General features: G+C 72.1%; 13 protein-coding genes. 8 read left to right on the top strand and 5 right to left on the bottom strand.

All coding sequences use genetic code 11. The features are described from left to right. Positions 1-10: 10 nt before the first annotated feature. The 4 genes from BLW17_RS06980 to BLW17_RS06965 all read right to left on the bottom strand — a co-directional run bounded on the left by BLW17_RS06980 (position 11) and on the right by BLW17_RS06965 (position 7,530). On the bottom strand, positions 11-1,573 hold the full coding sequence (locus BLW17_RS06980) for an SAM-dependent methyltransferase (protein ID WP_036736068.1): 1,563 nt from the start codon (positions 1,571-1,573) through the stop codon (positions 11-13). Positions 1,574-1,663: 90 nt separating this feature from the next. Continuing rightward, the gene (locus BLW17_RS06975) at positions 1,664-2,617 is read right to left on the bottom strand and encodes an AEC family transporter (protein ID WP_074826365.1); all 954 of its coding nucleotides are present in this window, start codon (positions 2,615-2,617) and stop codon (positions 1,664-1,666) included. A gap of 298 nt (positions 2,618-2,915) precedes the next feature. Then, on the bottom strand, positions 2,916-4,808 hold the full coding sequence (locus BLW17_RS06970) for a propionyl-CoA synthetase (RefSeq protein WP_036735823.1): 1,893 nt from the start codon (positions 4,806-4,808) through the stop codon (positions 2,916-2,918). Between the two features lie 439 nt (positions 4,809-5,247). Continuing rightward, positions 5,248-7,530, bottom strand: a complete 2,283-nt coding sequence (locus BLW17_RS06965) for an NADP-dependent malic enzyme (protein ID WP_036735821.1) — start codon at positions 7,528-7,530, stop codon at positions 5,248-5,250. Positions 7,531-7,686: 156 nt separating this feature from the next. Here BLW17_RS06965 and BLW17_RS06960 point away from each other — a divergent pair, with 156 nt between their 5' ends. From BLW17_RS06960 to hemC, 8 genes are all read left to right on the top strand, one after another. Continuing rightward, positions 7,687-8,079: a cytidine deaminase gene (locus tag BLW17_RS06960; protein ID WP_036705514.1), complete on the top strand. Its 393-nt coding sequence runs from the start codon at positions 7,687-7,689 to the stop codon at positions 8,077-8,079. After that, positions 8,079-9,362 (top strand): thymidine phosphorylase, encoded by a 1,284-nt coding sequence (locus BLW17_RS06955; protein ID WP_036735819.1) that lies wholly within the window; start codon positions 8,079-8,081, stop codon positions 9,360-9,362. The genes BLW17_RS06960 and BLW17_RS06955 overlap by 1 nt, the downstream gene beginning before the upstream one ends. Before the next feature lie 121 nt (positions 9,363-9,483). Then, complete coding sequence (locus tag BLW17_RS06950) at positions 9,484-10,659, top strand: phosphopentomutase (RefSeq protein ID WP_036735817.1); 1,176 nt, start codon at positions 9,484-9,486, stop codon at positions 10,657-10,659. Continuing rightward, positions 10,656-11,636 (top strand): adenosine deaminase, encoded by a 981-nt coding sequence (locus BLW17_RS06945; protein ID WP_036735814.1) that lies wholly within the window; start codon positions 10,656-10,658, stop codon positions 11,634-11,636. Before BLW17_RS06950 ends, BLW17_RS06945 begins: the two co-directional genes overlap by 4 nt. 87 nt (positions 11,637-11,723) lie before the next feature. Next, positions 11,724-12,359, top strand: coding sequence for a uracil phosphoribosyltransferase (gene upp, locus BLW17_RS06940; protein ID WP_036705582.1), 636 nt, complete (start codon positions 11,724-11,726; stop codon positions 12,357-12,359). A gap of 72 nt (positions 12,360-12,431) precedes the next feature. Next, positions 12,432-13,691, top strand: coding sequence for an SPOR domain-containing protein (locus tag BLW17_RS06935; protein WP_074826363.1), 1,260 nt, complete (start codon positions 12,432-12,434; stop codon positions 13,689-13,691). Positions 13,692-13,826: 135 nt separating this feature from the next. Next, positions 13,827-14,849, top strand: coding sequence for a hypothetical protein (locus tag BLW17_RS06930; RefSeq protein WP_036736111.1), 1,023 nt, complete (start codon positions 13,827-13,829; stop codon positions 14,847-14,849). A 751-nt stretch (positions 14,850-15,600) separates the two neighbouring features. After that, positions 15,601-16,578, top strand: a complete 978-nt coding sequence (gene hemC, locus BLW17_RS06925; RefSeq protein ID WP_052176606.1) for a hydroxymethylbilane synthase — start codon at positions 15,601-15,603, stop codon at positions 16,576-16,578. Positions 16,579-16,743: 165 nt separating this feature from the next. Here the strand turns inward: hemC and lexA are convergent, their stop codons facing one another. Further along, positions 16,744-17,469, bottom strand: coding sequence for a transcriptional repressor LexA (gene lexA / locus BLW17_RS06920; protein WP_036736113.1), 726 nt, complete (start codon positions 17,467-17,469; stop codon positions 16,744-16,746). Between the last annotated feature and the right edge of the window lie 96 nt (positions 17,470-17,565).

The raw sequence follows: 17,565 nt of genomic DNA, 5'->3' as shown, positions 1-17,565 counted from the left end.
GCGGGGCGCCTCAGCCCCGCACCGCCTCGATCAGCGCAAGATCGGTGCGGCTGCCCGGGATCGCGCGCCGCAGCGTGACCTCGCGCAGCGCGAACCCCGCCGCCACCAGCTCGGCCTCGAGGTCGCCGCGCGTCCCGTGCGGCACGTCGGGGTCCACCACCCGCCCCTCGGACAGCGGCCACAGCACGTCGCTGCCCGGCACCAGATCGACGGTCAGGACCAGCAGCCCGCCGGGCCGCAGCAGCGCCGCGATCCGGGCGATGGCCGCGCGCCGCACCTCGGCCGGCAGATGCTCGACCACGCTGACCGAGCAGGCGGCGTCAAAGGGGGCCGCGCCCTCCAGCGCCTCGACCGGCGCGTTGATCGAGGTGATGCGGGGGTCGAGCGCGCCGTAGTCGAGAAACCCCCACTCGGTCCAGCGGCTGCGGTCGGCGGGGTCGCGGTGCAGCGGATGCGGGTCGCAGGTCGTCACGGAGGCGCCGATCCCGGCCAGCCACAGCGGCAGCACCGAGACGCCCGACCCGACCTCGAGCACCCGCGCCCCGCCGGTATGGCGCAGCCGCGCCGCCACCCACGGGTATTCCAGCGTACGGATCACGGTCGCCGGAAAGAACCCCAGCCGGTCGCGGCTCAGCGCCACCAGCGCCGTGAGCAGCTCTGGCGTCGGCGTCGCCGCCAGCCCCCAGGCCAGCGCGCCGGAGCCGATGTCATGCGGGTTCGCCGTGCCCCCGCCCGCGGCCCGCAGCCGCGCCGTCGCGGCCGTCAGCGGGGCGTCGATCCAGTCCACCCCGATCGCCCTCGGCAGCCCGTCCTCAGCCACGCGGTCGTGGTAGTGGATGATCTGCGGGGCGACCGGGGCCCGCCCGGCATAGGCCTCGACCGGCAGGTTGGTGGTCAGGTTGTGCGCGATCCCCAGCGGCGAGAAGCCGAGGCCCAGCTCCTCCATCGCCAGCACGAAGCCCAGCTGGTCGGCGTGCAGGGTGAAGCGGCCGAGCAGCCCGGCCTGCGCGAGGCACCAGCGCGTCCAGCGCGGCCACGCCTCGGCCAGCGCGTCCGCCGCGCCGTGCTGGAGGAGGTAGAGCCCGCCGTTGCAGTTCAGCGGATGGGTCCGCTCGTCGTCGTTGAAGGCGGGGGCGACGAGCGGCGGCAGGGCGCGGCCCGCGGCCGCCCACAGTTGGGCGAGCAGCGGCGCGGGCGGGTTCGCGCGGTCCACGATCTTGGCCCGCACCGGGGCCTCGTCGAAGAACCCGCGCGGATCGGCCAGCGCCAGCAGGTCGGCATCGCAGAGGATCACCCGGCGGGCCGCCCGGATCTCGGGCGTCTCGAGCTGGCGCAGCTTGTTCGACCACGCCGCCGGCCCCTCGCCGAAGGCGGCGACCGTGCGGATCTCGGCCCCGAGCCGGCGCAGCGGCTCGAAGCGCGGATCGTCGGCGGGCTGGTCCACCACGTGGACGAGGATGCGGTTCTCGGCATCCGCGACGAAACCCGCCGCCCTGAGCGAGGTGAGAAGCGTCTCCGCCTGGGTCAGGAACTTCGGGGCCCGATCGACGACGCAGGACAGGATCAGGGACATCGGCGGCCTATCGGACGGGCAGGGGGCAGCTGTAGCGCAAGCTCTGCCACGCGCGCCCTGCGCCGTCCATCGCCCGCGGCGGCCCGTGGCTCAGACCGGCAGCACGGCCGCCGCCAGCGCCGCGGATAGCGGGATCGCCAGCCCCGCCAGCAGCGTCTGCAGCGCGATGATCGAGGCCATCAGCCGCGCGTCTCCGCCCAGTTGGCGCGACAGGATATAGCTCGACGAGGCGGTGGGCAGGCTGTGGAACAGCACCGCCACCAGCGCCGCCGGACCGCCCAGACCGGCGGCGAGGCAGGCCGCGACGGTGATCGCCGGCAGCAGCACGAACTTGACCGCCGAGGCCGCGAGCGTCGGCCCGAGGTCGCGGCTGAGCGTGCCCAGCTGCAATGCCGCGCCGACGCACATGAGCCCCATGGGCAGCGCCGCCTGACCCAGCGCGCGCAGCGTGCCGTCGATCCCCGGCGGCAGGCCCGCGCCAGTCGCCTGCAACGCCCCGCCCACCGCGCTGGCAAGGACCAGCGGGTTCGTCGCCACCTGCCGCAGCACCAAGCCCAGCCCCCGCCCCAGCCCCCGTCGTGCCCCGCCGTAGCGGGCGAATACCAGCACCGACAGCACGTTGACGGTCGGCACGATGGCGGCGTTGGCGACCGCGGCGAGGGCGGTGCCCTCGGCCCCGTAAAGCCCGGTGGCGAGCATCACGCCGACATAGTTGTTGAAGCGCACGGCGCCCTGAAAGACCGAGGTGAAGCCTGCGTCATCGACCGCCACGAGCCGCCGCCCGGCGACCACGAGCGCCGCGGTCAGCACCACCGCGCCGACCAGCACTGCGAAGATCCGCGCCACCGGCACCCCGCTCATGTCGGCGGTTGCGAGCCCGTGGACGAAGAGCGCGGGCAGCAGCACGTAGTAGCTGAGCCATTCCGCCGGGCCCCAGAACCCCTCGGGCATCAGCCCCCGCCGCCGCAGCCCCCAGCCGAGCGCGATGAGCAGCCCGGCCGGCGCCAGTGCGGCGATGACGGCGGTCGTGGTGGCTACCGCCATGATGTCGATGTGGTCATGGCGCCTCTCCCCGGCCCGCTCCCCGCCTCGGTAGGCCGGCAGGGGCAGGGTGGCAAGGCGGGGCAGGGGTGGGGTTCGGGGGAGGCGCTTGGTGGGTGCCCTTCAGCGGGGGTCACACTTTAGCCGGTCCAACGCGACCCCGCGCAGGGGCACACGACTCCGGCCTTCTTTCTAGACCTAGTACCCATCGAAGCTCGCCCTGTCGCCCGGCGCACGGGCAAAAGCCCCGGCGCGGCCCATTACGCCGCGCCGACACCAGAAGCCTCGCCGCAGCGCCCGATCAGGCCTGCGCCAGTCCCGCGCCCTCGAGCGCCGCGCGGATCTCGTCCAGCACCGCCGGGTCCTCGATCGTCGCCGGCATCTTGAACGTCTCGCCGTCGGCGATCTTGACCATCGTCGCGCGCAGGATCTTGCCCGAGCGGGTCTTCGGCAGCCGGTCCACGACGATCGATTCCTTGAACGCGGCCACCGGGCCGATCCGGTCGCGGACCATCTTGACCACGTCCTTGCGGACCTTGTCGGCCTCGCCCTCCATGCCCTTCTTGAGCACCAGAAACCCGAGCGGCATCTGCCCCTTGAGGCTGTCGGCCACCCCGATCACCGCGCATTCCGCGACCGCGGGGTGCGAGGACAGCACCTCCTCCATCGCGCCGGTCGAGAGCCGGTGCCCGGCCACGTTGATCACGTCATCGGTGCGGGCCATGATGTAGAGGTAGCCGTCCTCGTCCAGCATCCCCGCATCGCCCGTCTCGTAATAGCCGGGGAAGGTGGCGAGGTAGGATTTGCGGAACCGCTCTTCGGCGTTCCACAGCGTCGGCAGCGTGCCGGGCGGCAGCGGCAGCTTGACCGCCACCGCACCCAGCGTGCCGGGGGCCACGGGATGGCCGGCCTCGTCGAGGATCGCCACCTCGTAGCCCGGCATCGGCACCGAGGGGCTGCCGTGCTTCACCGGCAGCGTCTCGATCCCGAAGGGGTTCGCGGCGATCGCCCAGCCGGTCTCGGTCTGCCACCAGTGGTCGATCACCGGGACGGCCAGATGCTCCTCGACCCATTTCACCGTGTCGGGGTCGGCGCGCTCACCGGCCAGGAACACCGCCTTGAGCGACTTGAGGCTGTAGTCCTTGATGAAGCTGCACTCCGGGTCCTCGCGCTTGACGGCGCGGATCGCGGTGGGGGCGGTGAAGAAGGTCTTGACCTTGTGGTTCTGGATGATGCGCCCGAAGATCCCCGGATCGGGGGTGCCCACGGGCTTGCCCTCGAACACGATGGTCGTGGCCCCGCGCAGCAGCGGGCCGTAGCAGATGTAGCTGTGGCCGACGACCCAGCCCACGTCGGACGCCGCCCAGAACACCTCGCCCAGGTCGATCCCGTAGATGTTCTTCATCGTCCAGTTCAGCGCCACGCAATGCCCGGCGGTGTGGCGCACGACGCCCTTGGGCTGGCCGGTCGTCCCCGAGGTGTAGAGGATGTAGTGCGGGTGGTTCCCCTCGACCGGCACGCACTCGGCGGGCTCGACCCCGAACTGGAAGCTGTGCCAGGCCACGTCGCGGCCCTCGATCAGCTCGGCTACCTCCTGCTCGCGCTGGAAGATCACGCAGAACTCGGGCTTGTGGGTGGCCTCGTCGATGGCCCGGTCGAGCAGCGGCTTGTAGTGCACCACCCGCCCCGGCTCGAGCCCGCAGGAGGCCGCGATGATCGCCTTGGGGGTGCAGTCGTCGATCCGCACTGCCAGCTCGTGCGCCGCGAAGCCCCCGAACACCACCGAATGGGTGGCGCCGAGCCGCGAGCAGGCCAGCATCGCCTCGAGCGCTTCGGGCACCATCGGCATGTAGATGATGACCCGGTCGCCCTTCTCGATCCCCTTGGCGCGTAGCGCCCCGGCGAGGCTCGCCACCCGGGTCTGCAGGTCCTTGTAGGTGATGCCACGGTAGGAATGGGTGATCGGGCTGTCGTGGATGATGGCCAGCTGGTCGCCGCGCCCGGCCTCGACGTGGCGGTCCACCGCGTTCCAGCAGGCGTTCAGCACCCCGTCGGCGAACCATTCGTAAAGCGGCGCGCGGTCATCGAAGAGCGCCTTCGACGGCGGCTTGATCCAGTCGATTCCCTGCGCGGCCTGCATCCAGAACGCCTCGGGGTCGTTCTTCCACGCAGAATAGACGTCCTGATAACCCATATGACTCGCTCCCCCCGGTCTCGTGCCGCGACCAACTGCGGCAGAATCCTAACAAGAATATTTCTGGCGGCGAGCGCAAGGGCGGCGGATTGCCGCTGCCCCCGGGCCGGGGGAGTGCGGGGGAGGGCGAGGCTGGGCGACATTGGGGTGAGGGCGGTGGAATGCGCCTTGGATGGCTCGAACGACGACCCTTGGCCGCCTCTCGGAGCGCCTCGCGCGCGGTGGTGCAGGCATCGGTGCAGGGGCGGTGACTCGCCGCCCGTGCCACGACCTCGTCGGCTCGCATGGTGCAGCGATACACATCAGGGACTGAGCCGCCCGCGAAGCCGGGGACGGCAGCGATTTGCTCGACGACCCACTAATCCGGTCAGCGACCCGCGGGTCACGAACGGCAATCTCGCGCGAGCAACCGAAGCCGGTCACCCCGCCCCCCAAGCCCTCACCCGTAATGCGCCACCGGAGTCCCCGCCAGCGCCGAGATGTTCAGCAGCCCCCGCGCGGTGATCGAGGGCGTCACGATATGCGCCTTGTTCCCCATCCCCATCAGGATCGGCCCGACCTCGAGCCCGCCGGCGCGGGTCTTCAGCACGTTGCGGACCGCCGAGGCCGCATCCGTGCCCGCAAACACCAGCACGTTGGCCGCCTCGTCCCCCAGCCGCGACGAGGGCAGCAGCCGCGCCCGCACCGCGGGGTCGAGCGCCGCATCCACGTGCATTTCGCCGTCATAGATGAAATCCGCCTCGCGGCTGGCCAGCAGGTCCATCGCGTCGCGCATCTTGCGCCCCGAGGGGGTGTCGAGGTTGCCGAACTGCGAATGGCTGCAGAGCGCGATCCGCGGCGTCAGGCCGAAGCGGCGGACGTGGCGGGCGCAGCCGACGACGGTCTCGTAGACCTCCTCCGGGGTCGGGTCGTGGTGCACCTGCGTGTCGGCCACGAACAGCGCCCCCTGGTCCTGGATCAGCATCGACAGCGCACCGACCGGGTGCAGCCCGCCGCGGGCGAGGATCTCGCGGACGTATTTCAGGTGCCACGAATACTGCCCGAAGCAGCCGCAGATCAGGCTGTCGGCCTCGCCGCGGTGGACCATGATCCCGCCGATGGCGGTGGTGTTGGTGCGCATGATCGCCCGCGCGATGTCGGGGGTCACCCCGCGCCGGGCCATCAGCCCGTGATACGTCTCCCAATAGTCGCGGTAGCGGGCGTCGCTCTCGGGGTTGACGATCTCGAAATCGACCTCGGGCCGGATCGGCAGGCCGGCGCGCTCGGCGCGGCGCGCGATCACCTCGGGGCGGCCGATCAGGATCGGCACGTCGTCGCCTTCCTCGAGGATCGCGTTGGCGGCGCGCAGCACCCGCTCGTCCTCGCCCTCGGCATAGACGATCCGGCGGGTGGCCTGTTTCGAGGCCTCGAACACCGGCCGCATGATCATCGCCGAGCGGAACACCGACCCGTCGAGCGCGCGCTTGTAGGCGTGGATGTCGGGCAGGGGCCGGGTGGCGACCCCGGTCTCCATCGCCGCGCGGGCGACGGCGGTGGCGACGACGCCCATCAGCCGCGGGTCGAAGGGCTTGGGGATCAGATAGTCGGGGCCGAAGGTCAGCCGCTCGCCGCGATAGGCCGCCGCGGCTTCCGCCGAGGTGGTGGCGCGGGCCAGCGCCGCGATCCCCTCGATGCAGGCGAGCTGCATCGCGTCGTTGATCTCGGTCGCGCCCACGTCCAGCGCGCCCCGGAAGATGAAGGGGAAGCACAGGACATTGTTGACCTGGTTCGGATAGTCGCTGCGCCCGGTGGCGATCACCGCATCGGGCGAGACCGCGCGCACCTCGTCGGGCAGGATCTCGGGCGTTGGGTTGGCGAGCGCGAAGACGATCGGCCGCGGCGCCATCCGCGCCACCATCTCGGGCTTCAGCACCCCCGGTCCCGACAGCCCGAGGAACAGGTCCGCCCCGTCGATCACCTCGCCCAGCGTCCGCAGCTCGGTCGGCTGCGCATAGGCCGCCTTCTGCGGGGTCATGTCCTCGGTGCGGCCCTCGTAGACCACCCCGTGGATGTCGGCGAGCCACACGTTCTCGCGCCGCACGCCCAGCTTCAGCAGCATATTCAGGCAGGCGATCCCCGCCGCCCCGCCGCCGGTCGAGACGACCTTGATGTCTTCGAACCGCCGCCCCGTCACCCGCAGTGCGTTGGTGGCGGCGGCGCCCACAACGATGGCGGTGCCGTGCTGGTCGTCGTGGAACACCGGGATGTTCATCGTCTCGCGGCACAGCTTCTCGACGATGAAGCACTCGGGCGCCTTGATGTCCTCGAGGTTGATCGCCCCGAAGGTCGGCTCGAGCGAGCGGACGATGGCGGCGAGCTTTTCGGGGTCCGGCTCGTTCACCTCGAGGTCGAAACAGTCGATGTTGGCGAATTTCTTGAAGAGGACCGCCTTGCCCTCCATCACCGGCTTGGCTGCCGCCGCGCCGATGTTGCCAAGCCCCAGCACGGCCGAGCCGTTCGACACCACCGCGACCAGGTTCGCCCGCGCCGTATAGCGTGCCGCGGTCGCCGGATCGGCCTTGATCTCGAGGCAGGCCTCGGCCACGCCGGGCGAATAGGCGAGGCTCAGGTCGCGGCCGTTGGCCAGCGGCTTCGTCGCCCGGATCTCGAGCTTTCCGGGCTTCGGCAGCTCGTGATAGTTCAGCGCTGCCTGCCGTGCCGTGTCCTGCCGCCGCTCGTCCATCGCATCCCCGCCCGGTTGGTCCTTTCCGCCGTCCTATCCCTGCCGACGTGGCGTCACAACCCGCCCGTCCCGCGCTTTCCACCAGTCGAAACCCGCCGCTTGCACCTCGGGCAGGGCAGGGGGATGATGCCCCCCACGGCCAAAGGAGTCCCGCCCATGTCCCTCATCGACGCCGCCCGCCGGGTGCGCGAGACCGCCTACGCCCCCTATTCCGGCTTCAAGGTCGGCGCCGCGCTGCGCGCCCCCTCGGGCCGCATCTACGCCGGCTGCAACGTCGAGAACGTCGCCTACCCCGAGGGCACCTGCGCCGAGGCCGGCGCCATCGCCGCGATGGTGGCGGGGGGTGAGACCGAGATCACCGAGATCTGCGTGATTGCCGACAGCCCCCACCCGACGCCCCCCTGCGGCGGCTGCCGCCAGAAACTGGCCGAGTTCGCGCGCGAGGGCACGCCGGTGCTGCTCGCCACGCTCGACGGCGAGACGCTGGCCACCACCGTGGGCGAGCTGCTGCCCGGCCGGTTCGCGGCCGGCCACATGGACCGCGCCTGATGTTCGACCCGCGCCCGATCATCGCCGCGGTGCGCGACGGGCGCGGCCTCGACGCGGCGGGCGCGGCCCGGGTCGCCCGCGGCCTCGCCGACGGCAGCGTCAGCGACGCCCAGGCCGGGGCCTTCGCCATGGCCGTCCTGACCCGCGGCCTCGGGCCCGAGGGCCGCGCGGCGCTCACCCGCGCGATGCGCGATTCCGGCCGGGTGCTGGCCTGGGACCTACCCGGCCCCGCGGTCGACAAGCACTCGACCGGCGGCATCGGCGACGTGACCTCGCTGATCGTGGCCCCCCTCGTCGCCGCCTGCGGGGCCTATGTCCCGATGATCTCGGGCCGCGGCCTCGGCCACACCGGCGGCACGCTCGACAAGCTCGAGGCGATCCCCGGCTTCCGCACCGACCTCGACGAGGCCGCCTTCCGCCGCGTCGTCGCGGACGTGGGCTGCGCCATCGTCGCGGCCTCGGCCGACCTCGCCCCCGCCGACCGCCGCCTCTACGCTATCCGCGACGAGGCCGCTTCGGTCGAGACCATCGACCTCATCACCCCCTCGATCCTGTCCAAGAAACTCGCGGCCGGGCTCGACGGGCTGGTGCTCGACGTCAAGTCCGGCTCGGGCGCCTTCCTGACCGACCCGCAGGCCGCCCGCGACCTCGCCCGCGCGCTGGTCGACACCGCGACCGCCGCCGGCTGCCCCACGGTGGCGCTCATCACCGACATGGACCAGCCGCTCGCCCGCGCCGCCGGCAACGCGGTCGAGGTCGCCGCCGCCCTCACCGTCCTGCGCGGCGACCCCGGCGAGGAACCGCTCCGCGACCTCTCGCTGGCGCTCGCGGCCGAGTGCCTGCGGGTCGGCGGGATCCCCGACGCCGAGGCCCGCGTGGCGCAGGCCCTCGCCTCGGGCGCCGCCGCCGAGCGCTTCGCCCGCATGATCGCGGCGCAGGGCGGCCCGGCCGACGTGCTGACCGCCCCGCTGCCCACCGCCCCGGTCATCCGCGACATCCCCGCCCCCCGCGGCGAGGGCACCCACATCGCCCGCATCGACGCCACCGCGCTCGGCCACGCCGTCCTCGCGCTGGGCGGCGGCCGCATCCGCGCCGGCGCCCCCATCGACCCCGCCGTGGGCCTGACCGACCTCGCCCGCCTGGGCGAGCCCGCCCGGCGCCTTGGCCGTGTCCACGCGGCCTCCGAGGCCGATGCGAGGGCAGCCATCGCCGCCGTCCAGGCCGCCTACACGCTCGGCCCCCCGACCGACCCCGGCCCGCTGATCCGCGAGCGCCTGACATGACCGCGCCCCCCGCCCGCCGGGCGCGGCAGACCCCGCTTCTGTCCTGCCCCCAGATATCCTGGGAGGGCCGGCCGCAGGCCGGCGGGGACAAAGCCCCCCAACCCGACGCACGAGACCCCGCATGACCCGCGCCTTCCTCATCGTCCTCGACAGCGTCGGCATCGGCGGCGCCCCCGACGCCGACCGCTTCGCTTCGGGCGGCGTCCCGGACAGCGGCGCCAACACCGTGGGCCACATCATCCGCGACCGTGGCCTCTCCACGCCGACGCTCGACGCGCTCGGCCTGCGCGCCGCCCTCGCGCTGGCCAACAACCAGCCTTGGGACGGCCCCGCCCCGCAGGGCCTCTGGGCCGCGGCGACCGAGACATCCTCGGGCAAGGACACCCCCTCGGGCCATTGGGAACTGGCCGGCGTCCCCGTCCCGTGGGACTGGCACAGCTTCCCCGACACGCACCCCGCCTTCCCGCCCGACCTCTCGGCCCGCATCGCGCGGCTGGCCGGGACCGAGGGCATCCTCGGCGACTGCCACGCCTCGGGGACCGAGATCATCGACCGGCTCGGGGCCGAGCACCTCCGCACCGGCTGGCCCATCGCCTACACCTCGGTGGACAGCGTGGTGCAGATCGCCGCGCACGAAGAGGCGTTCGGCCTCGACCGCCTCATCACGCTCTGCGAGGCACTCGCCCCCAGCGTCCACGCGATGCGCGTGGGCCGGGTCATCGCCCGCCCGTTCACCGGGACCGAAGGCGCCTTCCACCGCACCCCGAACCGGCGTGATTTCGCCATCGCGCCCCCCGCCGACACGATCCTCGACCTGGCCCAAGCCGCGGGCCGCACCACCCACGCCATCGGCAAGATCGGCGACATCTTCAGCCACCGCGGCATCACGCGGCTGCACAAGGGCAAGTCCGACGCCGACCTCGCCGACCACCTGATCCGCCTCGGGCGTGAGGCCGAACCCGGCAGCCTGACCTTCGCCAATTTCGTCGAGTTCGACAGCCTCTACGGCCACCGCCGCGACGTGGCGGGCTATGGCGCGGCGCTGGAATGGTTCGACGGCGTGGCCGCGCGCTTCCTCGCCACGCTGGGGCCGGGCGACCTCGCGATCTTCACCGCCGACCACGGCAACGACCCGACCTGGTCCGGCACCGACCACACGCGCGAACGCGTCCCGGTGCTCGGCTGGGGCACGCCGCCCCACGCCGCGGGCCTTATCGCCTATGCCGACGTGGGCGCCACGGTCGCGGCCCATCTCGGCATTCCGGCACCCGCGCATGGCCGCAACGTGCTGCCATGATCCCCAAGATCGAACTGCACCTGCACCTCGAGGGCGCCGCACCCCCGGCGCTGATCCGCAGCCTCGCCGCCGAGAAACGCCGCGATCTCGGCCCGATCTTCACCCCCGACGGCCGCTACCGTTGGACCGACTTCGCTGATTTCCTGCGCGTCTACGAGGCCGCCACCGCCGTCCTCGACGGCCCCGATGACTACGCCCGCCTGCTCGCCGTGGTGCTGGAAAACTGCGCCGAGCAGGGCGCGATCTACGCCGAGCTCTTCGTCTCGCCCGCGTTCTGCGGCGGCGGCGACCTGACCGCCTGGCGCGAGCACGTCGCCGCCTGGTCCGAGGTCGCCGCGACGTTCGAGGCCCAGGGCATCGCCAGCCGCGGCATCGTCACCCCAATCCGCCACCTCGGCCCCGACCGCGCCCGCGCCTCCGCCCGCTGCGCCGCGGAGACGGCCGGCGAGGGCGGCCGCGGCTGGATCGCCGGCTTCGGCCTCGCCGGGGCCGAGACCGTCGGTCACCCGCAGGATTTCGCCTGGAGCTTCGACTGCGCCCGCGAGGCCGGGCTCGGCCTCACCTGCCACGCCGGCGAGTGGCGCGGCCCCCAGTCGGTGCGCGACGCCCTCAGCCTCGGCGTCACCCGCCTCGGCCACGGCGTCCGCGCCATCGAGGACGCCGCCCTTGTCCGCGACCTCGCCGAGCAGGGCGTGACGCTCGAAATCTGCCCCGGCTCGAACATCGCCCTCGGGCTCTACCCCGACTGGCCGTCCCACCCCATCGCCCGGCTCGCCGACGCCGGCTGCCGGGTCACCGTCTCGACCGACGACCCGCCGTTCTTCGACACCACGCTCACGCGCGAATACGACCGCCTGGCCGAGGCCTTCGGCTGGGGCGAGGGCGAGTTCGCCCGGATGAACCACTGGGCGCTCGACGCGGCCTTCTGCGACGCGGCGACCCGCGCCCGCCTGCGGCAGCGGCTTCCCGCGCCATGACCCCGATCGTTCGCATGAACTTTGCATGAACGCTGCATGAACCTTGCACGAACATCAGACCGTTTTCACACCGCTGCCGAGGCCCCCATGAGCACCCAACATCTCACCGTCGTCACCCACCCGCTGGTCCAGCACAAGCTGACCCTGATGCGCGACAAGGCGACCTCGACCGCCAGCTTCCGGCGCCTGCTGCGCGAGATCTCGCTGCTGCTCGCCTACGAGGTGACGCGCGAGCTGGAACTGACGACGACCACCATCGAGACCCCGCTCTGCACCATGCAAGCCCCTCTGCTGGAAGGGAAAAAACTGGCGCTGATTTCGATCCTGCGGGCCGGGAACGGGCTGATGGACGGGATTCTCGAGTTGATTCCCGCCGCACGCGTGGGCTTCATCGGCCTCTACCGCGACCCCGAGACGCTGCAGCCGGTGCAGTATTATTCCAAGGTGCCGAACGCGCTCGACGCGCGCATGGTGATCGTCGTGGACCCGATGCTGGCGACCGGCAACTCGTCGGTCGCCGCCATCGACCTGCTCAAGGCGCAAGGCGCGAAAAACCTTAGATTTTTGTGCCTTCTGGCCTCTCCCGAAGGGGTGGCGCGGATGGCCGAGGCGCACCCCGACGTGCCGATCGTGACCGCCGCGCTGGACGAGCGGCTCGACGATCATGGCTACATCGTGCCGGGCCTGGGCGACGCCGGCGACCGGATGTTCGGCACGAAATAGGGCTGCGTTAACCCGGCCTTAGCGCGCCGCGCGTAATCCTGCCCGAACGGCGATTCGGCTGTGGGAGTGGCGATGCGCATCACCGGTTTTTCCGCCCTGGCGGTCCTCGCCGCGCTGGCCCTGCTGGCGCTGCCCCCGCCTGTCCACGCCGCCGGCGGCGCCCACGACGCCGCGCCTGCCGCGGGCGAGCACGGCGCCGCCGGACCTCCGGCAGAGCGGGTCGTGACCGTGCCCGAAGGCCCGCTCCGCGCCCCCGACATCCCGCCCGAGGAACTGGCCGACCGCGCCCCCGCCGAAGCCCCGCCCCCCGGCTTCACCGCGGCCCAATACATTGATTCGCAAGGCTGCGTCTTCGTGCGGGCCGGCGGGGGCTGGGCCGCGCGCATCGCCCGCGACGGCTCGGCGATTTGCGGCTATCCGCCCACGCTCTCGGCCCGCCGCACCGATCCCGACCGCCCCCCGACGCTCTTCACGCCCCCCGAGGAGCCCCGCGCCCAGCGGATCGAGCGCGTACTGACGGAAACCATCGTCCCCAACCTCATCGAAGGCGAGCTGGTGACCCCGCCCGCCGCGCCGCACGCATCGGCGGCATCGGCGTCGGGCGATGCGCCGAGCGTGGCGGCCGCGACCAGCCAGCCCCCGGCCGCCGCCGTGGCGACCGATCCAAACGGTTCGCCCGAGAACGGCGGCCCCATCGCGGCGCGCACCCCCGGCCCCGGCACGCCCACCGACCCCCTCGGCCTCTCGGCCCTCGTGCGCGAGGCGAGCGTCGTGACCGCGCCGGACCCATCGCGCCGCCACGCACGGCTTTGCGCCCTCACCGGCGCCGCCGCCGCCCCGCAGCCCGGCATCGGCGGCGCCACCGCGCTCGGCTTCTGCGGCCCTGCGTCGGTCAGCCTGTCGCCACAAGCCCGCCCCGGGACGCCCGCACCAAGCCGGGCGAGGGTTGCCACCGCCGCCTCTGCGCCCCCTCTGGCCGCGCGCGGCGCCAGACCGTCCCGGTCCGCCGCCACGCCGAAAGCGCCGCGCCAACCGGCCACGGCATCCCCCCGCGCGGCCACCGAGCGACGCACGACGACCGCGGTGCGGCAGGGGGCCGAGCCGATGATTCCCCCCGGCGCGCGCTACGTCCAGATCGGCGCCTTCCGCGACGCTGGGAACGCAGCCCGCACCGCGCGGCGTGTCTCCGACCTCGGCCTCCCCGTCGCCCGTTCGCTGCAGGGACAGACGCAGCTCATCATGGTCGGCCCGCTGACCGGCCGCGAGGCCGTGGTGCGCGCGCTCGACCGCGTCCGCCGCGCCGGGTTCCGCGACGCCTACGCGCGGCGGTGAGCCAGACGCGGGGTCGGGGCTCGCCGCACGTCCGATGCTGTCTGCCGCAGCCCCCCGTTCGCGCGGGGACTGGACGCGACGATCAGGATCGCCACAATCGTTTCAGTCAATCTGCAGCAGGGGCGTGCCCGCAACGTGACCGCACTGACCCAGTTCGAGCGGCTCGAGGCGCCGGGTGTCTGGAGGGCCGCGCCCGGCGCCCGGCTGCGCGACATCGTCGTGTCCTTCGGCGACGCCTCGCTGATCCTGCGCGATCCGCGCTCGGAAGAGCCGCTGTCGCACTGGTCGCTGCCCGCCGTCACCCGCCTCAACCCCGGCCAGATGCCCGCCATCTTCGCCCCCGGAGACGCCGCCCAGGACGAGGTGGTCGAGATCGACGACCGCCTGATGGTCGAGGCGATCGGGCGCGTCCACACCGCGATCCTCGCCAGCCGCCCACGCCCCGGCCGGCTGCGCGGAGCATTGATCTGGTCGGCCCTCGGCGCGCTGGCGCTGGCGGCGGTGATCTGGCTGCCCGGCGCCGTCATGGCCCACGCCGCCCGGATTGCGCCGCCCGCCCAACGCACCGCGGTCGGGATGGAGCTTTTGTCCGACATGAGTCGGACGGCCGGTCAGCCCTGCGACCGGGCGGCCGGCGCGGCCGTGCTCGACCGGCTGTCGGCGCGGCTGCTCGGGCCGGGCGGGCGGATCGTCGTGCTGCCCGCCACCCTCCGCGGCGCCCGCGCTCTGCCGGGCCGGATCGTGGTGATCGGCGACGACATGATCGCCGGCGCCCCGGGGCCCGAGGTCGCGGCCGGACACGTCCTTGCCGCCGACGTCGCCGCAGGGGCGTCCGATCCGCTCGGCGAGGTCATCCACACCGCCGGGCTTCGCGCGGCCGTCGAGATGCTCGTCACCGGCGCGCTGCCCGAGACGGCAGTCGCCGGTCAGGGCGCGGCGCGGCTCCTCGCCCCCTCGCCTCGCCCCGATGACGAGGCGCTGCTGTCCCGGCTGGAGACCGCCGGCGTCCCGAGCCAGCCCTATGCCCGCTCACTGGACCCCAGCGGCGAGACAGTCCTCAGCCTGATCGAGGCCGACCCCTTCCGCACCAGCGCGCCGCCCGAGCCGCTGATGAGCGAGGGAGAATGGGTGCAGCTCCAGCAGATCTGCGCGGGGTGAGGGAATGGGGTCGGGTAGCGAGCGGGTAGAGAGCGGTCGTTGGCCGGCGGTTTTGGCGTGGGGAGCTTTTGCGGAGCAAGTCATCAGAACATCTAAGCAGTATCGCCCGTCGGGCACTTCACTCGCGGTGGTCAGTTCGATGGGTGATTGCACGCTGGTGCTGACGCAGAATTGCTAGACTTTGCGGACTTGCAAAGCGGGCTCCGTCCGCCGCCGTGCTTTCCTCTCGGTCTATCGACCTAGCGGCGGAACCGTCAGGGAGCCCTGTTTGTCGCCGCCCGTTGGAAACACTCGCTGGCTCACGATTGTGGACTCACAGGCGGCTCGCCAAGGATTGGTTAGGGTGTCGAACCGACCGGATCGTTAGGCCGCTTATGCTTCCCCGCGGATTGGCTGCGGCTGACTGGAGCAGTCGTCAGGCAGCTTTCAGGTCGGCAGACGGCTGTCCTCGCGGCGAACGCGGCCGCTCACCAGGAGGGTCTGCCCATTTAGTTAGCCCGGTATGGTTACCATGCCGATCATCGACCGCGCGGGCAGTTTGAGCATGTTGACATAGGGTAACCTGGCGAGACGGCTACAATCCTTCAGCCGCCACTAGGGGAGCGTCTCGCTGCCCCGCTGAACGCGGTCGGCCAGTTTGGTGCGCTAATGACTTAGTTGTGGGCTCGTAGTTTTCCCTCAGCGCACTCTCCACCCCCCTCCCCGCACCTCGGCGGTTGTCAACCGCGTCGGGCGGGGGTAACCCGCGGCCATGATGGACCATCCCACTCCCGATGCGCCGTTGAGGATCGGCACCCGCGGCTCGGCGCTCGCGCTGGCGCAGGCCCATGAGACGCGCGAACGGCTTGCCGCTGCGCACGGATTGCCCGCCAACGCCTTCGAAATCGTTGTCATCAAGACGACCGGTGACCGGGTGCTCGACCGGCCGCTGCGCGAGATCGGCGGCAAGGGGCTCTTCACCCGCGAGATCGAGGACGCGCTGCTCGATGCGCGGATCGACATCGCGGTGCACTCGATGAAGGACATGCCGGTGCTGCAGCCGGACGGGCTGGTGATCGACTGCTACCTCCCGCGCGAGGATGTGCGCGACGCATTCGTGAGCGCGCGGTGGGACTCGATTTCGGCGCTGCCGGCGGGGACGGTCGTCGGCTCGTCGAGCCTGCGGCGGCGCGCGCAGCTGGCGCACCGGCGGCCCGACCTGGCGTTGGTCGAGTTCCGGGGGAACGTCCAGACTCGGATGCGCAAGCTCGCCGAAGGGGTGGCCGAGGCGACGTTTCTCGCCATGGCGGGGCTGACCCGGCTGGGGATGCTGGATGTGGTGAAAAGCCGCATCCCGCCCGAGGAGATGCTGCCCGCCGTGGCGCAGGGCGCCATCGGCGTCGAGCGGCGGGCGGACGACGCACGGGCCGGGGCGCTGCTGGCGGCGATCTCGGACCAGTCGACGACGCTGCGGGTCGAGGCCGAGCGCGCCTTTCTGCGTCGGCTCGACGGATCGTGCGAGACCCCCATCGCGGGGCTTGCCGAACTCGACGGCGACCGGCTGATGCTGCGGGGCGAGATCCTGCTGCCCGACGGGTCGATCTCGATCACCGGCACGCGGGCCGGCTCGTCCTCGGATGGCGTGGCGATGGGCCGCGATCTGGCCGAGGAACTACTGGGTCGGGCGCCGCCTGCGTTCCTCGAGCTGAGTGGCATTTCACCCGATCGCGGGTCGCCGCCGCTCCGTTGAGGCGGTTGAGAACGCACGCCGAGCGAGGCCGAACTCTCAATTGGGAAACTGGCCGGCAAGCGGGAGGTTGACGGCGCCTAACCTGGCGAACGCGCCTCCTTCGCCAGCCTTACGGTCAGATAGCGCCCGCGTCCAAACAGCTGCGTCACGGCAACTGAAACCGCCTCAATAGCTGCGGATCAACCCCACCAGCCGGCCCTGCACCTTCACCTTGTCCTCGGGCAGCATCCGGGTCTCGTAGGCCGGGTTGGCCGCCTCGAGCGCGATCATACCGCCCTTGCGGCGATAGCGCTTGAGCGTCGCCTCGGCGCCCTCGACCAGCGCCACGATGATGTCGCCGTTCTCGGCCGTGTCCTGCTCGCGGATCACCACCACGTCGCCGTCGTTGATCCCCGCCTCGATCATCGAATCGCCGCGCACCTCGAGCGCGTAGTGATGCTCGCGCCCGGTCAGCATCGAGCCGGGCACGGCGATGTGGTGCGAGACTTCCGAGATCGCCTCGATCGGGACACCGGCGGCGATGCGGCCCATCACCGGCAACTCGACCGCAGGGCTGTCGACGATGTCCATGGCGCCGCGCGGGCGGCCGATGCTCGCGCGACGGTCACCGTCGATCACCCGCGGGGCGAAGCCCGGCGCGGTGCCCTCGGCCCCCTCACCCTCGTCGCGCAGCAGCGCGTCGGGCAGGCGGACGATTTCCAGCGCGCGGGCGCGATGGGGCAGACGGCGGATGAAGCCGCGTTCCTCGAGGGCAGTCACGAGCCGATGGATCCCCGATTTCGAGCGCAGGTCCAGCGCCAGTTTCATTTCGTCGAACGACGGCGGCACCCCGTCGCGGGCCATCCGCGTCTGGATGAAGTCGAGCAGCTCGATCTGTTTTCTCGTCAGCATGGTCGGCCCGTCCCCCGCATTCGGCTGCCGTGTTCATCCAATGTTCTAGACCCGTTCACCTTTCAGGTCAACGGATAAGCCGATTCGCATGAAGGA

Origin of the sequence: Paracoccus sanguinis, from assembly GCF_900106665.1 — a bacterium.
In the GTDB taxonomy this organism is placed as follows: domain Bacteria; phylum Pseudomonadota; class Alphaproteobacteria; order Rhodobacterales; family Rhodobacteraceae; genus Paracoccus; species Paracoccus panacisoli.
This window is presented reverse-complemented; position numbering and strand designations above follow the sequence as displayed.